The sequence below is a fragment of the Kitasatospora aureofaciens genome (assembly GCF_019192735.1).
Taxonomy (GTDB): domain Bacteria; phylum Actinomycetota; class Actinomycetes; order Streptomycetales; family Streptomycetaceae; genus Kitasatospora; species Kitasatospora aureofaciens_A.
Map to the genome: position 1 here is coordinate 119,202 of NZ_JAHTKP010000012.1, position 17,635 is coordinate 136,836.

General features: G+C 69.9%; 18 protein-coding genes and 2 pseudogenes. 8 read left to right on the forward strand and 12 right to left on the reverse strand.

Going from position 1 to position 17,635, the window contains the following annotated elements; translation table 11 throughout:
• Window positions 1–440 precede the first annotated feature (440 nt).
• A complete protein-coding gene (locus KV557_RS15370) occupies window positions 441–1,631 on the forward strand; it encodes a low temperature requirement protein A (protein WP_218200462.1) in 1,191 nt (396 codons plus the stop codon).
• Window positions 1,632–1,780: 149 nt separating this feature from the next.
• Here KV557_RS15370 and KV557_RS15375 read toward each other — a convergent pair.
• Window positions 1,781–2,719 (reverse strand): annotated as a pseudogene (locus tag KV557_RS15375) (LysR family transcriptional regulator); the annotation flags it as partial.
• 110 nt (window positions 2,720–2,829) lie between these two features.
• On the opposite strand from KV557_RS15375, the gene snpA reads away from it, so the two are divergent.
• The 4 genes and pseudogenes from snpA (at window position 2,830) to KV557_RS15395 (ending at window position 7,085) form a co-directional block, all read left to right on the forward strand.
• Complete coding sequence (snpA, locus tag KV557_RS15380; protein WP_218200463.1) at window positions 2,830–3,474, forward strand: snapalysin; 645 nt, start codon at window positions 2,830–2,832, stop codon at window positions 3,472–3,474.
• Between the two features lie 173 nt (window positions 3,475–3,647).
• Window positions 3,648–4,454 carry a pentapeptide repeat-containing protein gene (locus tag KV557_RS15385; protein WP_308129912.1) on the forward strand — a complete coding sequence of 269 codons (807 nt, stop codon included), beginning with the start codon at window positions 3,648–3,650 and terminating at the stop codon, window positions 4,452–4,454.
• 208 nt (window positions 4,455–4,662) lie between these two features.
• Window positions 4,663–5,436, forward strand: a pseudogene (locus KV557_RS15390) (alkaline phosphatase family protein); the annotation flags it as partial.
• A 23-nt stretch (window positions 5,437–5,459) separates the two neighbouring features.
• Window positions 5,460–7,085, forward strand: a complete 1,626-nt coding sequence (locus tag KV557_RS15395) for a recombinase family protein (RefSeq protein WP_218200464.1) — start codon at window positions 5,460–5,462, stop codon at window positions 7,083–7,085.
• Window positions 7,086–7,288: 203 nt separating this feature from the next.
• On the opposite strand, the gene KV557_RS15400 is transcribed toward KV557_RS15395, so the two are convergent.
• From KV557_RS15400 to KV557_RS15425, 6 genes are all read right to left on the reverse strand, one after another.
• Complete coding sequence (locus KV557_RS15400) at window positions 7,289–8,671, reverse strand: replication initiator (protein WP_308129913.1); 1,383 nt, start codon at window positions 8,669–8,671, stop codon at window positions 7,289–7,291.
• A gap of 216 nt (window positions 8,672–8,887) precedes the next feature.
• Window positions 8,888–9,085, reverse strand: coding sequence for a hypothetical protein (locus tag KV557_RS15405; RefSeq protein WP_218200465.1), 198 nt, complete (start codon window positions 9,083–9,085; stop codon window positions 8,888–8,890).
• Entirely contained in the window at window positions 9,082–10,356 is a 1,275-nt protein-coding gene (locus KV557_RS15410) for an FtsK/SpoIIIE domain-containing protein (protein WP_218200466.1), read from the reverse strand. The genes KV557_RS15405 and KV557_RS15410 overlap by 4 nt, the downstream gene beginning before the upstream one ends.
• Window positions 10,357–10,415: 59 nt before the next feature.
• Window positions 10,416–10,886, reverse strand: a complete 471-nt coding sequence (locus KV557_RS15415) for an RDD family protein (RefSeq protein ID WP_218200467.1) — start codon at window positions 10,884–10,886, stop codon at window positions 10,416–10,418.
• A gap of 67 nt (window positions 10,887–10,953) precedes the next feature.
• Window positions 10,954–11,202, reverse strand: coding sequence for a hypothetical protein (locus tag KV557_RS15420; RefSeq protein ID WP_218200468.1), 249 nt, complete (start codon window positions 11,200–11,202; stop codon window positions 10,954–10,956).
• Window positions 11,199–11,567 carry an SCO3933 family regulatory protein gene (locus KV557_RS15425; protein ID WP_308129914.1) on the reverse strand — a complete coding sequence of 123 codons (369 nt, stop codon included), beginning with the start codon at window positions 11,565–11,567 and terminating at the stop codon, window positions 11,199–11,201. Before KV557_RS15425 ends, KV557_RS15420 begins: the two co-directional genes overlap by 4 nt.
• Before the next feature lie 226 nt (window positions 11,568–11,793).
• On the opposite strand from KV557_RS15425, the gene KV557_RS15430 reads away from it, so the two are divergent.
• Window positions 11,794–12,549, forward strand: a complete 756-nt coding sequence (locus KV557_RS15430) for a GntR family transcriptional regulator (RefSeq protein WP_218200469.1) — start codon at window positions 11,794–11,796, stop codon at window positions 12,547–12,549.
• Between the two features lie 163 nt (window positions 12,550–12,712).
• On the opposite strand, the gene KV557_RS15435 is transcribed toward KV557_RS15430, so the two are convergent.
• From KV557_RS15435 to KV557_RS15445, 3 genes are all read right to left on the reverse strand, one after another.
• On the reverse strand, window positions 12,713–13,024 hold the full coding sequence (locus KV557_RS15435) for a hypothetical protein (protein WP_218200470.1): 312 nt from the start codon (window positions 13,022–13,024) through the stop codon (window positions 12,713–12,715).
• Between the two features lie 129 nt (window positions 13,025–13,153).
• On the reverse strand, window positions 13,154–13,303 hold the full coding sequence (locus tag KV557_RS15440) for a hypothetical protein (protein ID WP_218200471.1): 150 nt from the start codon (window positions 13,301–13,303) through the stop codon (window positions 13,154–13,156).
• Between the two features lie 92 nt (window positions 13,304–13,395).
• On the reverse strand, window positions 13,396–13,797 hold the full coding sequence (locus tag KV557_RS15445; RefSeq protein ID WP_218200472.1) for a hypothetical protein: 402 nt from the start codon (window positions 13,795–13,797) through the stop codon (window positions 13,396–13,398).
• A 157-nt stretch (window positions 13,798–13,954) separates the two neighbouring features.
• Between KV557_RS15445 and KV557_RS15450 the strand changes: the two genes are divergently transcribed.
• Window positions 13,955–14,242, forward strand: a complete 288-nt coding sequence (locus tag KV557_RS15450) for a winged helix-turn-helix domain-containing protein (RefSeq protein ID WP_256177435.1) — start codon at window positions 13,955–13,957, stop codon at window positions 14,240–14,242.
• A gap of 249 nt (window positions 14,243–14,491) precedes the next feature.
• On the opposite strand, the gene KV557_RS15455 is transcribed toward KV557_RS15450, so the two are convergent.
• Together KV557_RS15455 and KV557_RS15460 are read right to left on the reverse strand one after the other, a co-directional pair.
• Window positions 14,492–14,650, reverse strand: a complete 159-nt coding sequence (locus KV557_RS15455) for a hypothetical protein (protein ID WP_218200475.1) — start codon at window positions 14,648–14,650, stop codon at window positions 14,492–14,494.
• A 798-nt stretch (window positions 14,651–15,448) separates the two neighbouring features.
• Entirely contained in the window at window positions 15,449–15,952 is a 504-nt protein-coding gene (locus KV557_RS15460) for an NUDIX domain-containing protein (RefSeq protein ID WP_218200477.1), read from the reverse strand.
• 795 nt (window positions 15,953–16,747) lie between these two features.
• On the opposite strand from KV557_RS15460, the gene KV557_RS15465 reads away from it, so the two are divergent.
• Window positions 16,748–17,476, forward strand: a complete 729-nt coding sequence (locus KV557_RS15465; RefSeq protein WP_218200479.1) for a GntR family transcriptional regulator — start codon at window positions 16,748–16,750, stop codon at window positions 17,474–17,476.
• Window positions 17,477–17,635: the final 159 nt, after the last annotated feature.

Genomic DNA, 17,635 nt, shown 5'->3' on the forward strand with positions numbered 1-17,635 from the left:
GGCAGGCGCTGGCGAGCAGCGCGGTGATCACGAGGCCGGTGGCGCGGACATGGGTAGGACGGCTCTGCCGCCCCCGCCGCTGTCCTGCCACCGGCCTTGACCTTCCGCGTTGCCCGCAGGCCGCCCGTGTCGTGGGGCCCCGAGAGGCCCGCGCTCGCTTCCAACCGGGGAAGAATCTAGCGGGGTGACCCGGCGGCTCGGGCGGTACGGCGCGGCGCGCCCGGAAACCCGCCGCGCTGTCACCCGGTTCGCGCACCGGGGCGTCAACTACGGCTGACGGCAAGGAGAAAAGGGGCAAAGGCGGCGGTAACGGTCGCGCGGCGGCCGAGGGCGGCCCCGTCGCGCCGGTGCGTGCGCCGGGCTCGGCCCGCTGCCAGGATGCGCGGGACATCCCAGCGGGACAGCCCCGCCCGTCCGCCCCCGACCCCGGAGCAGCGCCGATGACCAGCGATTCCGCCGCAGCGCCCCACCCGCATCCCGCCGACCCGCGCCCGGTGCGCCGGATGGTCCCGCGCGACCGGAACGAGTCGCACCGGGTCGCCACCCCGCTGGAACTCTTCTTCGACCTCTGCTTCGTGGTCGCCGTCGGCCAGGCCGGGCGCGAACTCGCCCACGCCCTTGCGGCCGGGCACTACGGCGAGGGCCTGCGCGGGTACGGGTTCTCCTTCTTTGCCATCTGGTGGGCCTGGATGAACTTCACGTGGTTCGCCTCCGCGTACGACTGCGACGACGTGCCGTACCGGGTCACCACGCTGGTGCAGATCGCCGGGGTGCTGATCCTCGCGGCCGGAGTGCCGCGGCTGTTCGTAAGCCAGGACCTCGTCCTGGGGGTGGCCGGCTACGTCGTGATGCGCCTCGCGATGGTCACCCAGTGGCTGCGCGCGGCGGCCGGCGAGCAGGGCGAGGCGCGCCAGGTGGCGTTGCGGTACGCGGGCGGCGTCGCGCTGTGCCAGGTCGCCTGGGTGGTGGTGCTGTTGCTGCCGCACGGTGCCCTGACGTTCGTCTTCCCGATCGGCGTCGTGGCCGAGCTGGCCGTGCCGGTCTGGGCCGAACTGCGGATGCAGACCACCTGGCACCCGCACCACATCGCCGAGCGGTACGGGCTGTTCACCCTGATCGTGCTCGGCGAGACGGTGGCGGCGGCGACCGTCGCGATGCAGTCGGCGGTCGACGAGCACGAGGGGGTGGGCCGGCTGGTGCCGGTGGCGATCGGCGGTCTGCTGATCTGCTTCTCGGCCTGGTGGATCTACTTCGCCCGGCCCGTGCACGAGCACCTGCGGTCCAACCGGCAGGCGTTCGCCTGGGGTTACGGCCACTACGTGGTGTTCGCCTCGGCGGCGGCGATCGGCACCGGGCTGGAGGTGGCGGTGGAGTCGGCCGTGCACAAGGCGGAGATCTCCGCGGCGGCCGCCACCGCGACGGTCACCGTGCCCACCGCGGTCTACCTGTTCACCGTCTGGCTGCTGCACTCCCGGCACACCAAGAGCGGCATCGCGCAGGTCCTGGGCCCGGCCGGCGCCGTGCTGGTGCTCGCCTGCACGGCGTTCGGCGACTCCGGGGTCCTGGCCGCGGGCCTGGTGTGCGCGTTGATCGTGGCGGTGGGCGTGGCGCTGCACGCCCGGGAGGCCTGAGGCGGGTCCGGGCGCAGCCCGAGCAGCCTCGGCTCGTGCCGGGCCAGCCAGGCCAGGTAGGCCGGGTTGACCCTGGCCAGATCCAGGTAGGCGGCGCGCAGTTCGCCGTACAGCGCGTCCACGGCGGGCGGGCCGATCGCGCGCGGGCGCCAGGCCAGCAGCAGCCGGACGGCCAGCGGGTCCCCGTGCACCGGGCGCACCACCGTGCCGGGGCCGGGGAGGGAGGTCGGCTGGCAGGGGCGGACCGCCTCGCCGGAGGCGACCAGGTCGGCGGCGGTGGTGTTGTCCCGCACCTGCACCACCCGGGGGTTGAGCCCGGCCTCGCTGAACACCCGGCGCATCGCCGCGTACTCGTGGTCGGCGGTCGGGTCCACCATCCAGGTGTCCTCGGCGAGGTCGGCGAGGTGCACGACCGGCCGGGCGGCGGCCGGATGGCCGGCGGCGAGCGCGACGAACTGCGGCTCGCGGGCCATAAGCACCCGGTGCTCGGCGTCCGGCGGCACGCGCAGCGGGAAGCCCTCGCTCTCGTACACGAAGGCCACGTCCAGCTGGTCGGCGGCGACCATCCGCAGCAGCGCGCCGGCGGAGACGTCGACGTGGATGGTGGTGTCGGTGTCCGGCATCCGCTCGTGGACGCGGCGCAGCCAGGCCGCCACCGCCCGGCTGCCGACGCTGCCGATCCGCAGCCGCCGCCGGCTCCCGGCGCCGGCCGACTCCCGGGCCTCCTGGCGCGCGGCGGCGACCAGCGCGGCCATCTCGGTGATCACCGGCCGGGCCCGGGACAGCACCGAGTGGCCGAGCGCGGTGGGCCGGCTGCCGGTCTGCTCGCGGGTGAACAGGGTGCCGCCGATGGCCCGTTCGATCCGGTGCAGCTGGGTGGTGAGGGAGGGCTGGGTCATGCCGAGCTGGAGCGCGGCCTTGCGGAGGCTGCCCGTGTCGGCGATCGCGCACAGCACCCGGAGGTGTCTCACGTCGAGCTCCACGTCGGGAGCATAAACGTCGTCGACCTGCCTCGCCAAGGACATGACACGGGTCAACACGGCGGATCCCCACCGGTATTGGGCGGCGCTATCGCCGGTTGACATCATCCGCGACGGGCCCGCCCGGGTCGACTCTGGGGCAGCGAAATTCAATCGTCCGCCGTCGCCGGCCCCCACCGGTTCCGGCAATCCGACGTTCTGCGAATCGGAGCCCCCACATGTCTCGATCCGTGCTGTCCGCTGCCCTCGGCCTGGCCCTCGCCGCCGGCCTCGCGGCCCTTCCCGGGTCGGCTGCCGCCGCGCCCGCCGCGCCCGCCGTGCCCGCCGTGCCGGCCGTCCAGGGTTACGCGCCCCCGTCGTACGCCGGCTCGGCCGCCGAGGCCGCCGACAACCAGGCGTTCTTCCAGGCCGTCATGGCCTCCGCCAAGGCCCGGCAGGCCGCCAACCCGTGGCTGCTGACCGTCACCGTCACCTACGACACGGGCAACGCCCCGTCCTTCACCGGCCAGATATCCCAGGCCGCCCAGATCTGGAACAGCTCGGTGCACAACGTCCAGCTCCAGGAGGGCAGCCAGGGCGACTTCTCGTACTACGAGGGCAACGACCCGCGCGGCTCGTACGCCAGCACCGACGGCCACGGCCACGGGTACGTCTTCCTCGACTACCAGCAGAACCAGCAGTACAGCTCACTGCGCGTCACCGCGCACGAGACCGGGCACGTGCTCGGCCTGCCCGACCACTACTCCGGCCCGTGCAGCGAGCTGATGTCCGGTGGCGGCCCCGGCCCGTCCTGCACCAACCCGAACCCGGACGCGAACGAGCGCGGCCAGGTCGACGCGCTGTGGGCGAACGGCGCCGAGTAGTCCCCCCGCCGACCGGGGCGCAGCGGGCCGTCCGGCCGGAATCGGGCGGCCCGCTGCTCGGTTACTTCCCCGCGGCGGAGCCTAACCGGCCGCGGAACGGAATGCCAGGGGCATTCACGAGTCAAGGTGAGTCAAAGACAATCAAAAACCGGGGATTTCTGGGGTATTGGACGGTGCTATCGCCGGTTGACATCATCCCGCCCGCCGCTGTGCTGTCCGCCGCCCTCGGCCCGGCCCTCGCCGCCGGAGCCCGGTCTGTCGGTGCCGCGTGCGAGCATGCGGGCGAGACCCGTCCGTCCGACCGTGAGGTGCCACCCGCCATGCCGTACTCCGCCCCCGACCGGCTTGCCGACCTGCCCTACGCGGAGCTGCTGCGCCCGCATACCGGTCGGCTGCGCAGCGACGAACGGTACGACACCGCGCACTTCGACGGCGGCGCGTACGTCGACCAGTCGGCCGCCGGCGCGACCTTCCTGGAGTGCGCCTTCACCGGCGTCGAGTTCAGTGGCGTCAAGCTGCGCCAGGCCCGGTTCACCGAGGTGTGGGCGCACTCCGGCCGCTGGGTGGCCTGCGACCTGAGCGACAGCGAGTGGCAGGACAGCGCGTTCATCGGCGGCGTGCTGGCCGGGATCGCCGCCCACGGCTCGGCGCTGCGCCGGGTGGTGTTCCGGGGCTGCAAGCTGGAGGCGGTCAACCTGCGGGCGGCCGTCCTGCGCGACGTCGTCTTCGAGGACTGCCTGCTGCGCGACGTCGACTTCGGCGACGCGAAGCTGACCGAGGTGTCCTTCCCCGGCTCCACCCTGGAGGAAGTCCGCCTGCGCGGCGCCACCCTCAGCAAGAGCGACCTGCGCGGCGCCGCCCGCCTCGGCCTCCCCGACGGCCACCTGGGCCTGCGCGGCGCCGTCATCAGCTCCACCCAACTCCTGGAACTGGCGCCGCAGTTCGCCCACGCCCTGGGGATCACCGTGCAGGACCGCTGAGGCCGGCCCCCCATCCGTTCCCTCGTCCCCTCCCCGGCGTTTCAGCCCCGCGTTCAGCCCCACGTCGTTCGGTGACAGCCGGGCGAACAGTCCGCCAAACCTGCTGCACGCATCTGGTGGGCCGGTTCGGCGCCGGTGGAGACTGCTGCGCGATCGATGAGCCCGACTTGTGTACACAACATCGCCAGTGAAGGGACGGGCTGGGCTGATGGCCGAGCTGAGTCGTAGAAAGTTCGTCACGTTGTCCGGCGCTGCCGCCGCGGGCCTGGCCGTGGCCGGCGCTGGCGGTGCGGGGGCGGCCCCGGGTGCGGCGGGCGCGGCGCCCGCGGCCGCGTCCACTGCGGCGCTGTCGCAGACCGGCACCATCACCGACGCGCAGCACGTGGTGATCCTGATGCAGGAGAACCGCAGCTTCGACCACTACTTCGGCATGCTGCGCGGCGTGCGCGGCTTCGCCGACCGCAGCGCGATCCAGATCGCCGGCGGCTACAGCGTGTTCAACCAGCCGAACGGCCTGTTCAGCCGTCAGTACCCGTGGCAGTTCAGCCTCACCAAGCCGGCCGGCGGCGCCGACCCCGAGCGCCTCGCCCAGTGCAACGGCGACCTCGCGCACGGCTGGAGCGACCAGCACACGGCGTGGAACAGCGGCAGGATGGACTCCTGGGTCGCCGCCAAGGGCAACGTCCGCACGCTCGGCTTCCTCACCCGGCAGGACATCCCGTTCCACTACGCACTGGCCGAGAACTGGACCATCTGCGACGCCTACCACTGCTCGGTGCTCAGCGCGACCGGCCCGAACCGCACCTACCACTGGTCCGGCCAGATCGACCCGGCCGGCACCGCGGGCGGCCCGGCCTACGACGGCGGCGACGAGAAGGGCCTGCGGTGGCAGACCTACGCCGAGGCGCTGGAGACCGCCGGCGTGAGCTGGAAGGTCTACCAGAACGCCGCCGACAACTACGGCGACAACGCCCTTCAGTGGGTGGGTAGATGTAGTTTTAACTCATGGGCGATGAGCTGATTCGGCAGGTGCAGTGGGGCAGGTTCGAGGGTCAGAACTGGGCAGGCTTGACCCGCCTTTCGACGGAGGAGGAAGAGGGGGAGCTGACGTCCGACATGGCGTCAGGGAGGGCGAAGTACCTGACGGGCAAGGACATCAAGAGCACCGACGAGCAGGAGAAGGACGACAGGGAGTTCGTCGAGAGTCGCGGGGGGAGGTACGTCTACACCTACACCGAGCCGGACACTTCGGCATGGAAGCGCCGTCGGGTGCGTCTCCCTGACGGACAGGTGGCCTATCGGGTCGTGCGGCCGGTGTTCGAAGGCGCCTTGGGGGATTTGAAGGCGCGTCGGGCGCCCAATGGTGAGCGTCTTGATGGCTTGATCGTCTACGACATCGACCGGCTGACGCGCGACCCGCGCCACCTCGAAGACGCCATCGACGTGGTACAGCGCTACGGCGTGCCGATCATCGACATCACCGGCAGCCTGGATCTTCTGACCGACAACGGGCGCGCCATGGCGCGAGTCATCACCGCCATGAACAACAAGTCGTCGGCGGACACCGCCAGGCGCGTCAAGCGCAAGCACACGGCCATGCAGAGGCAGGGGATTCCGGGCGGGGGTCCGCGCCCGTTCGGTTGGCAGGAGGACCGCCGGACGCTGGAACCGGACGAGGCGCGGCTACTGCGTGACGCGGCGAACCGGATGCTCGCCGGTGGCGTGTGGTACCAGATCGTCACGGGCTGGACGGGCGACGGCATCGTGACGGCCAGTGGGAAGCCCTGGACTGTGCAGGCACTGAAGAAGGTTCTCAGCAACCCCCGGATCTGTGGCTACCGCTCGCGTACCGCTGTCGAGTTCGACGAGGAAGCGGGAACGGAGAGCGCGCACATGGTCGTTGTGTACGACGACAACGGGGAGCCGACGATCGGACAGCACGAACCGATCTTGACGGTTGAGCAGTGGCAGGCGATCTGCGACCTCATCGACGCGAGCCCCGGGCGCGGCACCGGCCACAACACGCGTAAGTACCTGGGTACCGGGACGCTTCGCTGCGGCAAGGACGACTGCGGTGCGAAGCTGCGCGCGATGAAGGCCTCTCCTAGCCAGAAGAAGCCGGAGGGCTACCACTTCTACCAGTGCCCGAACTCGGCCACGGGGCAGGGCTGCGGCGGCGTGCGGGTCGGTGGTCCGGAGACCGACGAGCTCATCCGGAAGTTGGTGATCGCCAAGCACCAGGAGGAGAACGCACAGCGCGGCGCGGTGACGGCCGGTGAGGCGTGGCCGCATGAGGAGAAGCTGGCTCGTGTGCGCGAGGACATCGCCGACGCCAAGCAGGCCCGCAGGGACCGGCAGATCAGCGCGGAGCGGTACTACAAGGATCTTGCCGAGTACGAAGCCGACGAACGCCGGCTCGTGAAGGAGCGCAACGTCTGGCAGCGCAGGACGAGCGCGCTCCAGGGACATCCCATCGACGTGGAGAAGGAGTGGGAGCGCCCGGACGTCACGCTTGCCGAGAAGCGTGCCTACGTGGAGCGGGCGTTCACGGCCATCGTGGTCAAGCCCGTCGGCCGGGGCAGCCGCACCCCGCTACGGGAGCGGTTGATCCCGATCTACAACGAGTCGTAGCCGGGAACGCCGGAGATCACGCGGGCGGGGGGACACGGCGGCGTGGATCATGGTTCGCCGCTTTGATCGCGAGAACCGTGTTCATGCGCCGCCACTTCTCATCCGACCACTTCGGCGCCCGCCGTGCGTGTTCTCTCGCCCAGGCCCAGTCTTGATCATCTTCGGTCGCCTCAGGGCCGATGGCCGATGCGCCCCCCGCCACCTCATCCCCCATGATCAGCCCCCGTGTGCAAAGCCACGCCAGCCCGCCGGCGTCCTCGCCGCGCCCCACCCACCCACCCGAAGGGCAGGTGGTCCCGGGCGATCTCGCGGGTCCGCTGAAGGTCGGCGGCGATACCCTCAGCGATCAAGGCCTCACCGGGCCGATGTCCTGCCCCGGCGAACCGCCAGTTGCCAACCGTGATCTCGTCGCCGCTCACGGGCCCGCCCCGGACGTGTTCACCGCGCTCTGCCCGCAGCCTGCGATACGTGGTCGAGTAGGCGCGGGTCTTGGTCAGGCAGTGGCCCCGGTAGCCGAGCGTGTGAGCCCAGGCCCGCAGCCGCAGATGCGCCAACTCCGGTACAGCGCCCAGTCGCCAGCACGTTCCCACCAGCGCCCGCATGTGAGCCGACAGTCGTAACGCGCGGATCTCCGCCGCACTCGTGACCCGCCGGTCCACGGCACCGGCCGAATCGGCGCCCTTGGTGGTGTACTTCGCCACATAGGCGGCGACCCGATCGGCACTGACCGGCGAGTCCTGCCCGCTGCCGATCTCGTGAACGTCCATCTGCGTGCCGAACCGCAGGCGCCGTTCACCGTAGGTCGACGATGCGGGGGCAGCCAGCGAGACCGCCGCCACCGCCGTGCGCACCGCGTCCATCAGCACGGCGACCGTCGCCCACCCTGGGGGCTCTTCGGCAGATCCGTCCGGGCCGTCGAGGCGCACGACGGCGTGGAAGTGGATCACGCCGCGCCGCTGGTACTCCGCGACCTTCACCGCCGAGACCCGCAGCACACGCCGGATCCTCGAACGGCTCACCCCGCCCTGCGCTGCGAGGTGGTGGTACAGATTGTCGGTGAAGGCCTTCCACAGCGCGCCCGCGTGGGCGTTCCACAGCACGTGCCCGGGGTAGTCGTAGCACTCGGCGCACAACGGCTGACCGACCAGCAGCCCACTGTCCGGGTGGACCTGGCCGCAGCCCAGAGGGTTGCCGTGCCCGCACGTTCCCGGGCGTTGCCGGTGGCAGCGGCCCGCGCGGTGCACCCGCCCGAAGGACGGTGCCGTCAGGGTCAGGAACACCAGTGGATGGGTTCCCACCACGTCCGGGACACCCTTCCCGCCGGCCAGGCCAGCGTGCACGAGGTGCCAGCTGTCGCCCTGATGCAGCCACGAGCAGGGCCCGCACCGTGACGAACGGCGGTTGCGGCAGCGCAGCGCCAGCCGTTCCCCGGGCTCTTCCGCCGTGCTGTACCGGCGCACCATCACGCCCGACACCGCGTCGAACGTGGCGGACGATCCGGTCAGGTACACCGGCCGGGCGCACCCGCCGGTCGCGGTGATCTGCTCCAGCCACCGGGACAGGTCCGGTATCTGCCCGAGGCGCACCAGGTCCCGATCCACCTCACTCAGAGCCCGGAGTCGCTCCTCCCGGGCCAGGAACCTGCGGCGGGCCGAATTGCTCTCATACGGGTTGTTCATGGGGGATGCCTCCAGGGGAGGACGGGCCGCCCCGGCCACACCAGGTACGACCCGATGTGACCGAGGACGACGCACGACGGGGACCGGACGGCCCGTGGTCGACTCACGCGAACTCCAGTTCGACTAGGGGGCGGGGGAGTGGGTCAGGCCCGTGACGAACCACGTCACGGCCGCTGCGATCGGGTCGGCGAGGTGGGTTTGTGCCAGGTAGAAGCCGAGCACTCCCACCAAGATCGTCTGCCAGATCTTCAGCTCACCGGAGCGGATCTGAAGGACGACGATCACGAACAGGAACGCCGTTATGGGCACGATGACGATCACGCCACACCTCCCGCGTACAACTGGCCCATGGCGGGCGTCAGGTGTGCGAAGCGCTGCGCGGTCTCCTGCGCCTGCTCGGGTGTCACCAGGTGGGAGCGTGCCCGCATCCAGCCGCCGCCCCGCGCACCGAAGGCCACCGCCACGCCCGGCGTGTCGACGGAGATCGCCTGGACCGCGTCCAGCGCTTCACGGTCCAGGTCACCCAGCGCCATCTCCGCCGTGCCCTTGTCCGACACCCGGAAGCAGACCCGGCCCGCCAACTGCGCCCGCAGCGCCGTCACACCGGGGCCGAGGTCGGACCCCACGCGCTGACCGGCGACCACCAGGTGAACGCCGAGAGCAGCGCCGAGCTGTCCCAGCCGCAGGAACGCCGTCGACACCTGCGCCACCTCCGCCTTGTCGGCACTGGTCGCCGTCAGGTACAGCTCCGCCACCTCATCGACGATGACGATCACCGGTACCGGCTGCTCAGGAGGCGGCAGTTCCCACACCGAGCGGACCCCGGCCGCACGACACAGCGCCATCCGCCCCAGGGTGATCTCCACCAGCCTGCCCAGGAGTTCGGCCGCCTCACTGCGGTTGGTCGCCAGCGCCGACAGACGCGGCCCGAACAGCGACAGCTCCATGCCGCCCTTGAGGTCGATGCCGACCATCGCCACCCGTTGCCGTGCCCACTGCGACACCAGTGAGGCCACCAGGGTGGACTTGCCCGAACGCGTCGCGCCGACGATCAGCCAGTGCGGGATCTGCCGCAGGTCGATCAGCCACCGCGCTCCGTCCTCCCACAGGCCGGCGACCGCCGACAGGAGCCCGAGCGAGCCCCGGAACGGCTCCGCCGCAACACTCAGCGGATCCCACGCGCTAGCCTCCAGACGCACCGTCCCCCGCGAGTCGGACGCCGCCCGCACCGCGAAGACCCGCCACGCGTGGGCCATCGACTCCGCTGCCGCTTCGTACGCCTCCGGGACCTGGCCCGGGTGCAGCCGAACCCGGACCACCAGCCCGCCGCGCCGCCAACGGGGCAGCCCCATCCGGGGCTTGATGGGCTTGAGCGCCCGGCCCTGCACCACCACGTTGCCCAGCAATGCCATTGCCGGCCGCTTGGGCACCGACAATCCCTGAAGATCGGCGAGCCTGCGCCAGGTCCACACCACCCGCACGAGCGCCGCCGGGAACCCGCACAGCGCCCACCACACATGGGGGTTGCGGCGCCGCAGCGACGGCGACACCACCGCCAGCGCGACCATCACCAGCGCCAGCGCGCCCAGCATCCACACCCCGTACGGCACCGACCCCACACCGGAGTTGGCCGCCGCCACATTGATCATGTTCACTCCCTCACCTCCGCGATTGCGAGGATCACGTCCATCTCCACCACCAGCGACCGGCTGATCTGATCGGCCCACGTCTGCCGCCGGTGATGCACGATCGGCCGCACCAGCCCGAAGAAGGCGGGCGCGATGTCCACCACATGCAGCAGGCTGCGAACGATCGACCGGGCCGGACCCAGCGGGCGCGCGGTGTCCTCGTCCACCGTCACAATCCGCATCACCCGCTGCCCCAACGACTGACCAGTGCGGCCCCGAAGCGCCCACTGCCACCCGAAGAACGCCACCGGCAACGCCCAGCCGAAGAACCCGAACACCGGCTGCATGTGGACACCGACCAGCAGCGCCACCCCTTGAATCAGCGCGAACACCGGCTGCGCGTAGAACAGGAGCGCGGTGTACGCGGTCATGATCCCGGCGGCGATCGAGACCTCCAGAAGCGAGGCGCAAGCCCGGGTGCTCCAGTCGGCCATGCCGGGGACCGCCGGCCGGACTTCCTTGGCGACCCGGCCCGGCCCGACGAGGGCCTTCCACCGTTCCTCACTCACGGGAACCACCGTCGCCCAGATCCAGCGGCGGCAGCGAAACGCCGTTCTCCGCCGCCAGGTTGAGAAGCTCCGTCTCCAGGTCCCGCGCCAGAGCGGCGGCATCCTGCGCCATTTGCGCGATGATCGCGAACAGGAACCGGTACGCTCCCCAGTCCAGATCCGGCGCGATCTCCGCCCCGAGGTCCGCGAGGTCGTTCAGCCGCTCGCGCAGGTCCCGCCAGTCACGCGCTCTGCCGCTCACTTCGCGCCGCCGGAGGCACGCGGCCCCTCGCCCGACGCCGGCCGCGCCGGGGCAATCGCGGGAACCACCGACGCCGCACGGAAGGACAGGCCCATGCGCCCGTTCATCTCCCACCAGAACGCCTCCAGGCCCACCAGCCGCACGGCCTGCCCGACCTCGACGCCCGCCGGTTCGCCCGACACGGCCACCTCGATCAGCGCCGTCTTACGACCCTCGGGACGGACCGCGACGCCCACCGTCCACACCGGGAGCCCGTCCCGGTCGGCCTTCGCCTGTCCCGTTTCCGGATCCGTCTTCTCTTCCACCGACACGCACAGCGCGCTGCCCAGCCGCGCCGCGTCCAGCGGCAGGTTCTTCAAGGTCATGTCCCTCTCACTCCTCCCGGAACGACCGACCGGTAGGTCAGTCGTCATGATGAATTTCGTGGAAGGTTGATGATGAGCGCACTTGACGCCGGGCGCAAGGGCATTCATCCTGACGACTGCTGAATTATGGTCGCCGTACGGCACTTGAGCAGCGGCGACGGGAACTAAATTTCTGTTTGATAACGGACCTGACGGCTACGAACGAGTCGTCACCAAGGGGGCCCAAGTGGCGGCAGTGAGAGGGCAGGCGCTCTACAAGCAGGTCGCGCGCGAGATGCGCAAGGCCATCGCGCGCGGCACCTGGCGACCAGGCGAGCAGATCCCGACCGAGGACAAGCTCACCGCGCTCTACCAGGTGTCACGCCCCACCGTTCGTCAGGCCGTCGCCGAACTGCGCGCGGACGGACTGCTCGACGTCCAGCAGGGACGCGGAACCTTCGTCAGGGGACCCCAGCCCGAACCCGAAGCAACCATCCTCATCGAGCGAACCGTCCTGTGCTTCGGCGACCAGTACCACTGCCCGGCCGGATGGCACGACGCGGAGGAGCCCACCGTCTACCGCGTACGCCTGGAACCCAGCGCAGCCGAGCTGCTGAACACGGAGGAAGGCGAAGCCGCCTACCTCGTCCAGCGCCTCTACACCCACGAGGACAGCGGAATCCGCGCCCGCTACACGGCGCTCCTCCCGATGGAGCAGATCACCGGAACGCTACTGGCCCAGCAGCCCGAGGTGTTCAACACCGACGCCTACGCCGCACTGGCCGCAGCCCACGGCGCGATCGAGTGGCGCGAGGGCGTCAGCGCCCGCATGCCCAACCCCGACGAACGCGCAGCCCTGCACATGCCCGAAGGCGTGCCCGTTCTCGTCTCCCAGCGCCTCACCCAAACCCAGCAGGACCCCAAGCCGCTCATGCTCGAAACCCTCACCATGACCGCAGGCGCAACCCAACTCACCATCACCCACCGGCCGGTGCTCCGGTAGCAGACCCCGTCGAAAACGTTCTTCACTTACTCAAGAGGCGGCGCGATGCGCCGCCGGTCGGCCCGCCGCCCCGGCCGGGCTGCGGCCTGGCGGCCGGTCCCGGCCGGGCGCCGGCCGACCCAGACCCAACGTCCCTGAGGCGAAAGCCCGCAGGGTCAGAGGATCACTCGCCGCACGTGGACCCGCACTCGTTCCTGTCCGCCATGCGGTCGAGCACCTCCCCGAGCCGACGCGCCCCGGACGCGGTCCCCTTCAGGAACACCACGCCGTGCCCGTCGTCGGACCAACCGGCCTGCGCCCGCACAAGATCGGGCCCTTGAAGGCCCAGGGCGGCAAGAATGGCGTTCAGATGCTCGGCCGCAGCACGCGCCTCCAGCCACGGCGCCTCGTAGTTGACACCTTCCAGCTTCGGGCCGCCGCCGAGAAAGACCCCACCGTCTTCCTCGGGCTGCCCATCGCCTTCCCACTCCGGCATGTGCTCTTCCCCTGTGCCGACCGTCACGAGCAAACCGACAGCCCCCGACCGGAGAGGCCGGGGGCTGCCGAGTGTAACGGCTGGCCGGAGCGCCAGCGGGTCTGTTGTCGACGCCCGTCGAGCTAACTCTCAGTCGCCGAACACCGCCAGGGTTTCGGTCACGATCGGCGGAACCGCCCAGCAGTCCAGAGCCCGGTACCGCAGGACACCGTCCGACCACGGCCGCGGGTCGTTCTTCGCCCGGGGCGCGTACTCCACCGAACAGTAGGCGCCACCCATGATGGTCCACCCCTCCCGCTGGCACTTCCGCAGGCCCCGCGTGTTTCCCTTCCGGGTGCCGTCTGCCAGCACCTTGACGAACGCCCGCGACATCACGCACCCCGCCCGGTGAGAACCCCGTGGCCGTCGGTCGCGTTGTCCAGCCAGTGAAGCGGATCCGGAAGGTCGAGTTGCGCGGCGAAGGCCGCCGCGCGCCGGCTCCGCTGCTGGATCTTCTCCCACTGTGCCGCGCGGTCCTTCGCGTGGCGTTCCAGTTGGGCTGTCTTCTGGTCCGCGGGAGTCTCCTCCCACGCGACGAGGTACCGAGGGATGAGCCGGAGCGAGTCGAGCGGCATCGTCCGGGCGAGCAGGTGAGCCGGAATCGGACGGTGCCACCCGCAGATGACGGGCGTCTCCCGCCGCTCCGGACGGATGGGAACGGAACGGTGTTCCCCGCGCGCCGGCAGCACCCGGCGTAGAACCCAGAGGATCACCAGAACGGTAAGCTTGGCCATGTCGTCGCTCCTCTAAAGCGTCGGCCATGCCCCGGGACCGTTGGCGCGGTCGCCGGGGTTCTGTGGTTGTGTTTCGACGGTACTTATCTATGTCTACCCATGTCTACCCTTGTCTACCCATCTGTCTCGATGAAGCCCTATGGCTACCCTTCTCGGCATGCCAGACGAGATCGACCACCACGCCCCCGAGTGGCCATACCGCCAGATCGTGACCACGTTGAAGACCGAGATTCAGGCTGGCCGATGGCAGCCGGGAGGACAGTTCGATACGGAGAAGGCCCTGTGTGAACGCTTCGGGGTCGCCCGGAAGACGGTCCGCCGCGCGCTCGGATCTCTGCGCGAGGAGGGGTGGATCTTCACGGTCCCGCACCGGGGAACCTTTGTTGCCGATCCGCTTCCGGGTACGACGGAGCCCCGCCCAGGCGAACCCGGACGGGGCCTGTAGCGCACCGTTCCTCAAGTGGTCGGCTTAGGGCGCCCCTTCCATTCCCCGTTGTTGAGGGGGATATATCCCGTGCCTTCACAGTCCGGGCAGCGTTCGGCCACGTGCCCGGTGCCAACCTGGCCGTCACGGACGCCCATGCGGGCCCGGTGGCGAACTCCGTCCGAACAGTTGGGGCATCGGACCCTGAACTTCATGAACGGGCGCGTGCCGGAGCCTTCCTCGTCTTCGCTCATGGTGCCAGTATGCGGCTCAGTACTGCTTCCTGCCGGTGCCGCCGCAGCTCGAACACTGCACGACGACGGTGCTGGTCTGCTGGATCTGGGTTCCGTCGGGTCCCGTGATCCACTCAACCTTCTGCTGCTGCACCTGCCCACCGCCGCCGCAGGTCGGACAAATCATTTCGGGCATTCTCGTACCTCCTGATGTGTTGCTCCCCGGGCCTGTCCCAGGGGCTCGTGCACTTTCAGGGCCCGTTCCAACCGGCTAGCTACCCGAGAGGGCTGCGGGCTGGAACGGGAGTCTTACGGCCCTCGGCGGCCGTCCCGGGCGGTCCCGCTCGTACCGGTTTTCCATGGCTGGCGGACCGGCACACCGGATGGTCATATAGACCGGGCGGTCTCTCTCGAAGCGGCGGATGCACACTTCCGTGCAACGCACCCGTCCGGTCAGTGGATCGCCGAGCTTTCGGCGGCCGAGGACGACCCAAAGGCGGCCGTGCCTGTCGCGGAAACTCCCTTGAATCGACGGCAGTTCGAGCCGCTCCACGCACATGGCAGGTTGGGGGCACTCGCAGCCGCCGGTGTCGACCACCGTTAGGACTTGGGCATCCGACCCGTAGAAAGATCCCGGATCGGGCTTCTGTCGAGGCACCGGGCTACCGCCCGTCGGGGTCATAGGTCACCATGACGTGAGCCCAGTCTTGGCGGCCGTTCGGCTTGTACGTCCACCGCCCTTGAGCCTCGGCAATCGGCCGTCCGTGGCGGAGCAGGATCTCTCCGAAGTTCCTCACCTGCACGGGCACTTCGATGTCCCACCACCGTCGGCCGGCGTCCGCGATGAGATGTGCGGCCAACCGCTCGAACGAGTCGGCACTCGTCGACCCATGGACGTCAGACCGGCCCGGCATCCCGGGCAATCCCGGTTGCCCCCGGAAGTAGTAGACGGCACGCCACACCTCGGTAGGTCTCCCCGGACCCGAGCTGGCGTTCATGCGCCGTGGCGCTGGTCGGCGGGCTGACCGATGTAGAGAAGTGGCTGCCGCAGCCCGCTGTCCGCGTGGTCGACGGCGATCCGGATGCGCGCCGCCATGTACGGCTCGACGTGGTCGTCCAACTCATCCGGGTGCACCCACACGAGCGCCCGGATCTCTTCGGACGCGCCAATGGGGATGCTCAGTCCAGCCACCTCCGCATGCGAGGCGAACCCGCCGTCGCAGATGAAGTTGAAGCCCTCCGGGGAGCCGGTGTTGGGGTTGGCCGGAATCTGGTCGACGCCCAGGTGGAAGGCGATGACCCGGCGCAGGCCGGTCTCCTCGGCGAGTTCACGCGCGGCAGCGTCCGCCACCTGCTCACCCTTGTGCGCGGCGCCGCCTGGGAGCTGCAAGCCCTTCCGATAGTTGGTCTCCTCCAGGAGGACGCGCTTCTTGCCGTCCCTGATCAGGACCAGAGCGCCGATCCGGCGGGCGGGCTGCTGCTGAACCTCGTTGTGCATCACGGACTTCCCTTGAACAGTAGGCAGGTTGGAGTGCGCGGTCCCGCCCGTCCACGACGGGGGATGCATGTACGGGCGGGACCGCATCCCGCACCAGGCCGTCCGCCCGGAACAGCCCCGGCCGGAGGTGCGGGGGTTGGAGCCCGTCCCGGCCGGCGACTGTCACGGGAGGGGTCGACGAGCGGGACGGGAGCCTGAAGGTGCTACTCGGGGGGCCGCGCCGACGACCGGCGACGTCGGTCAAGCGCGTGCCGACGAGCAGTGACCCGGAGTTCGGACTCTGCGAATTTCACAGCCCTACGGCGATTCGGGCTCAACAGGAGTACCGGTCGGCTCCACTGAAAGACGCCGTGCCAGAGCACGTGGACGCCCATCCTCGGATCGCGCCAAAGGAGTTGCAGCCAGCGTCCGAGGCGCGCCGGACGACCGTAGGGGTTCACGCGGCGACCGGCGCGGTCTCGCTCCGTCGCTTCCGGCCGCACACCTGAACGGCGAACTCCTCGGGGTGCTCACGGAGGTACTCCGGCGGCAACAAGTACCCGAAGCGTCGGCAGGCGCACACCCAGGTGGCGATGTCACTCTGTCCCGGCGGATCGGGCCGGATCGATGCGCCGCACTCACACTTCTCCAGTGTGACCTGCATAGGACCTCCCTCAGGCCGAGTCTGACCATCAGTCACACGATGGCCAGTCAGTGAACTAGTCCAGCATGAAGAGTGGCCTAGTTCATCCGCTACGGTTCCGAGTGGACTAGTCTGCTCCAAGGGGATCGCCCACTGAGCGGAAGCGAGCGAACATGCCGAGCAAGACGCCGAGGACGTGGTCTGTGATCGCAGATCACTACCGCCAGCGCATCCTTTCGGGGGAGCTGGCACCGGGCGCGAAGCTGCCCAGCAACAAAGAGATCGCCGGCCGTTGGAACGTTGCTGTGGCTACGGTCAGCCGGTCGCTTCAGCACCTTCAGGTAGAGGGCTATTTGCGCACTTCACCGCGTGGAACGTTCGTCGCGGATGACCCGCGCGTGAGTGCCAGCAGCCGGGACCGCCTGGCCCGGGTTCAGAGGGTGCAGTCCAGCCTGATGGATGGCGAGACCAGCCGTGTGACGGCCGCCGAACTCGTGATCCCGCCGCTCTATGTTGCGGATCTGTTTGATCTGGAACACGGCGATCAACTGGTGCGTCGCGAATACATTGCTGGTCGCGGCAAGTCGCGAACCCTGTTCGCGGTGTCTTGGTATCCCGCGCACTTCGCTGCACTCGTGCCGGATCTGCTCAACACGGCCCCAGGACGAAACGATGGAATCACGGCTAGGGTCCTCGAAGCTACGGGCCGGACCATCACGGCGGCGCGCGACGACATGCACGCGCGTACGGCGGACCAGCGGGAAGCCGCAGCCCTAGCGGTGCCGGTCGGCAGTGCGATCCTGGCACTCGTCCATCGCTGGTCGGATGACGAGGGGGTGGTCGAGTATACGGAGTCGTGCCTCCCTGCCCGATTCACCATCGGCTACGAATACACACCGTAGAAAAGCTGTGTGCTGGCCCCATGGCTGCCGCGCGGTGGCGGGGGCCGGGGGCGGGAAGCTTTACGCACCTCCCACTGGCGGAACCCGAGTCGGGCAAACCCGGGGGGCCACTCGGCCACATTGCGGTCAGGCCCAACAGCCCTGACCGAGCCGCGCCAG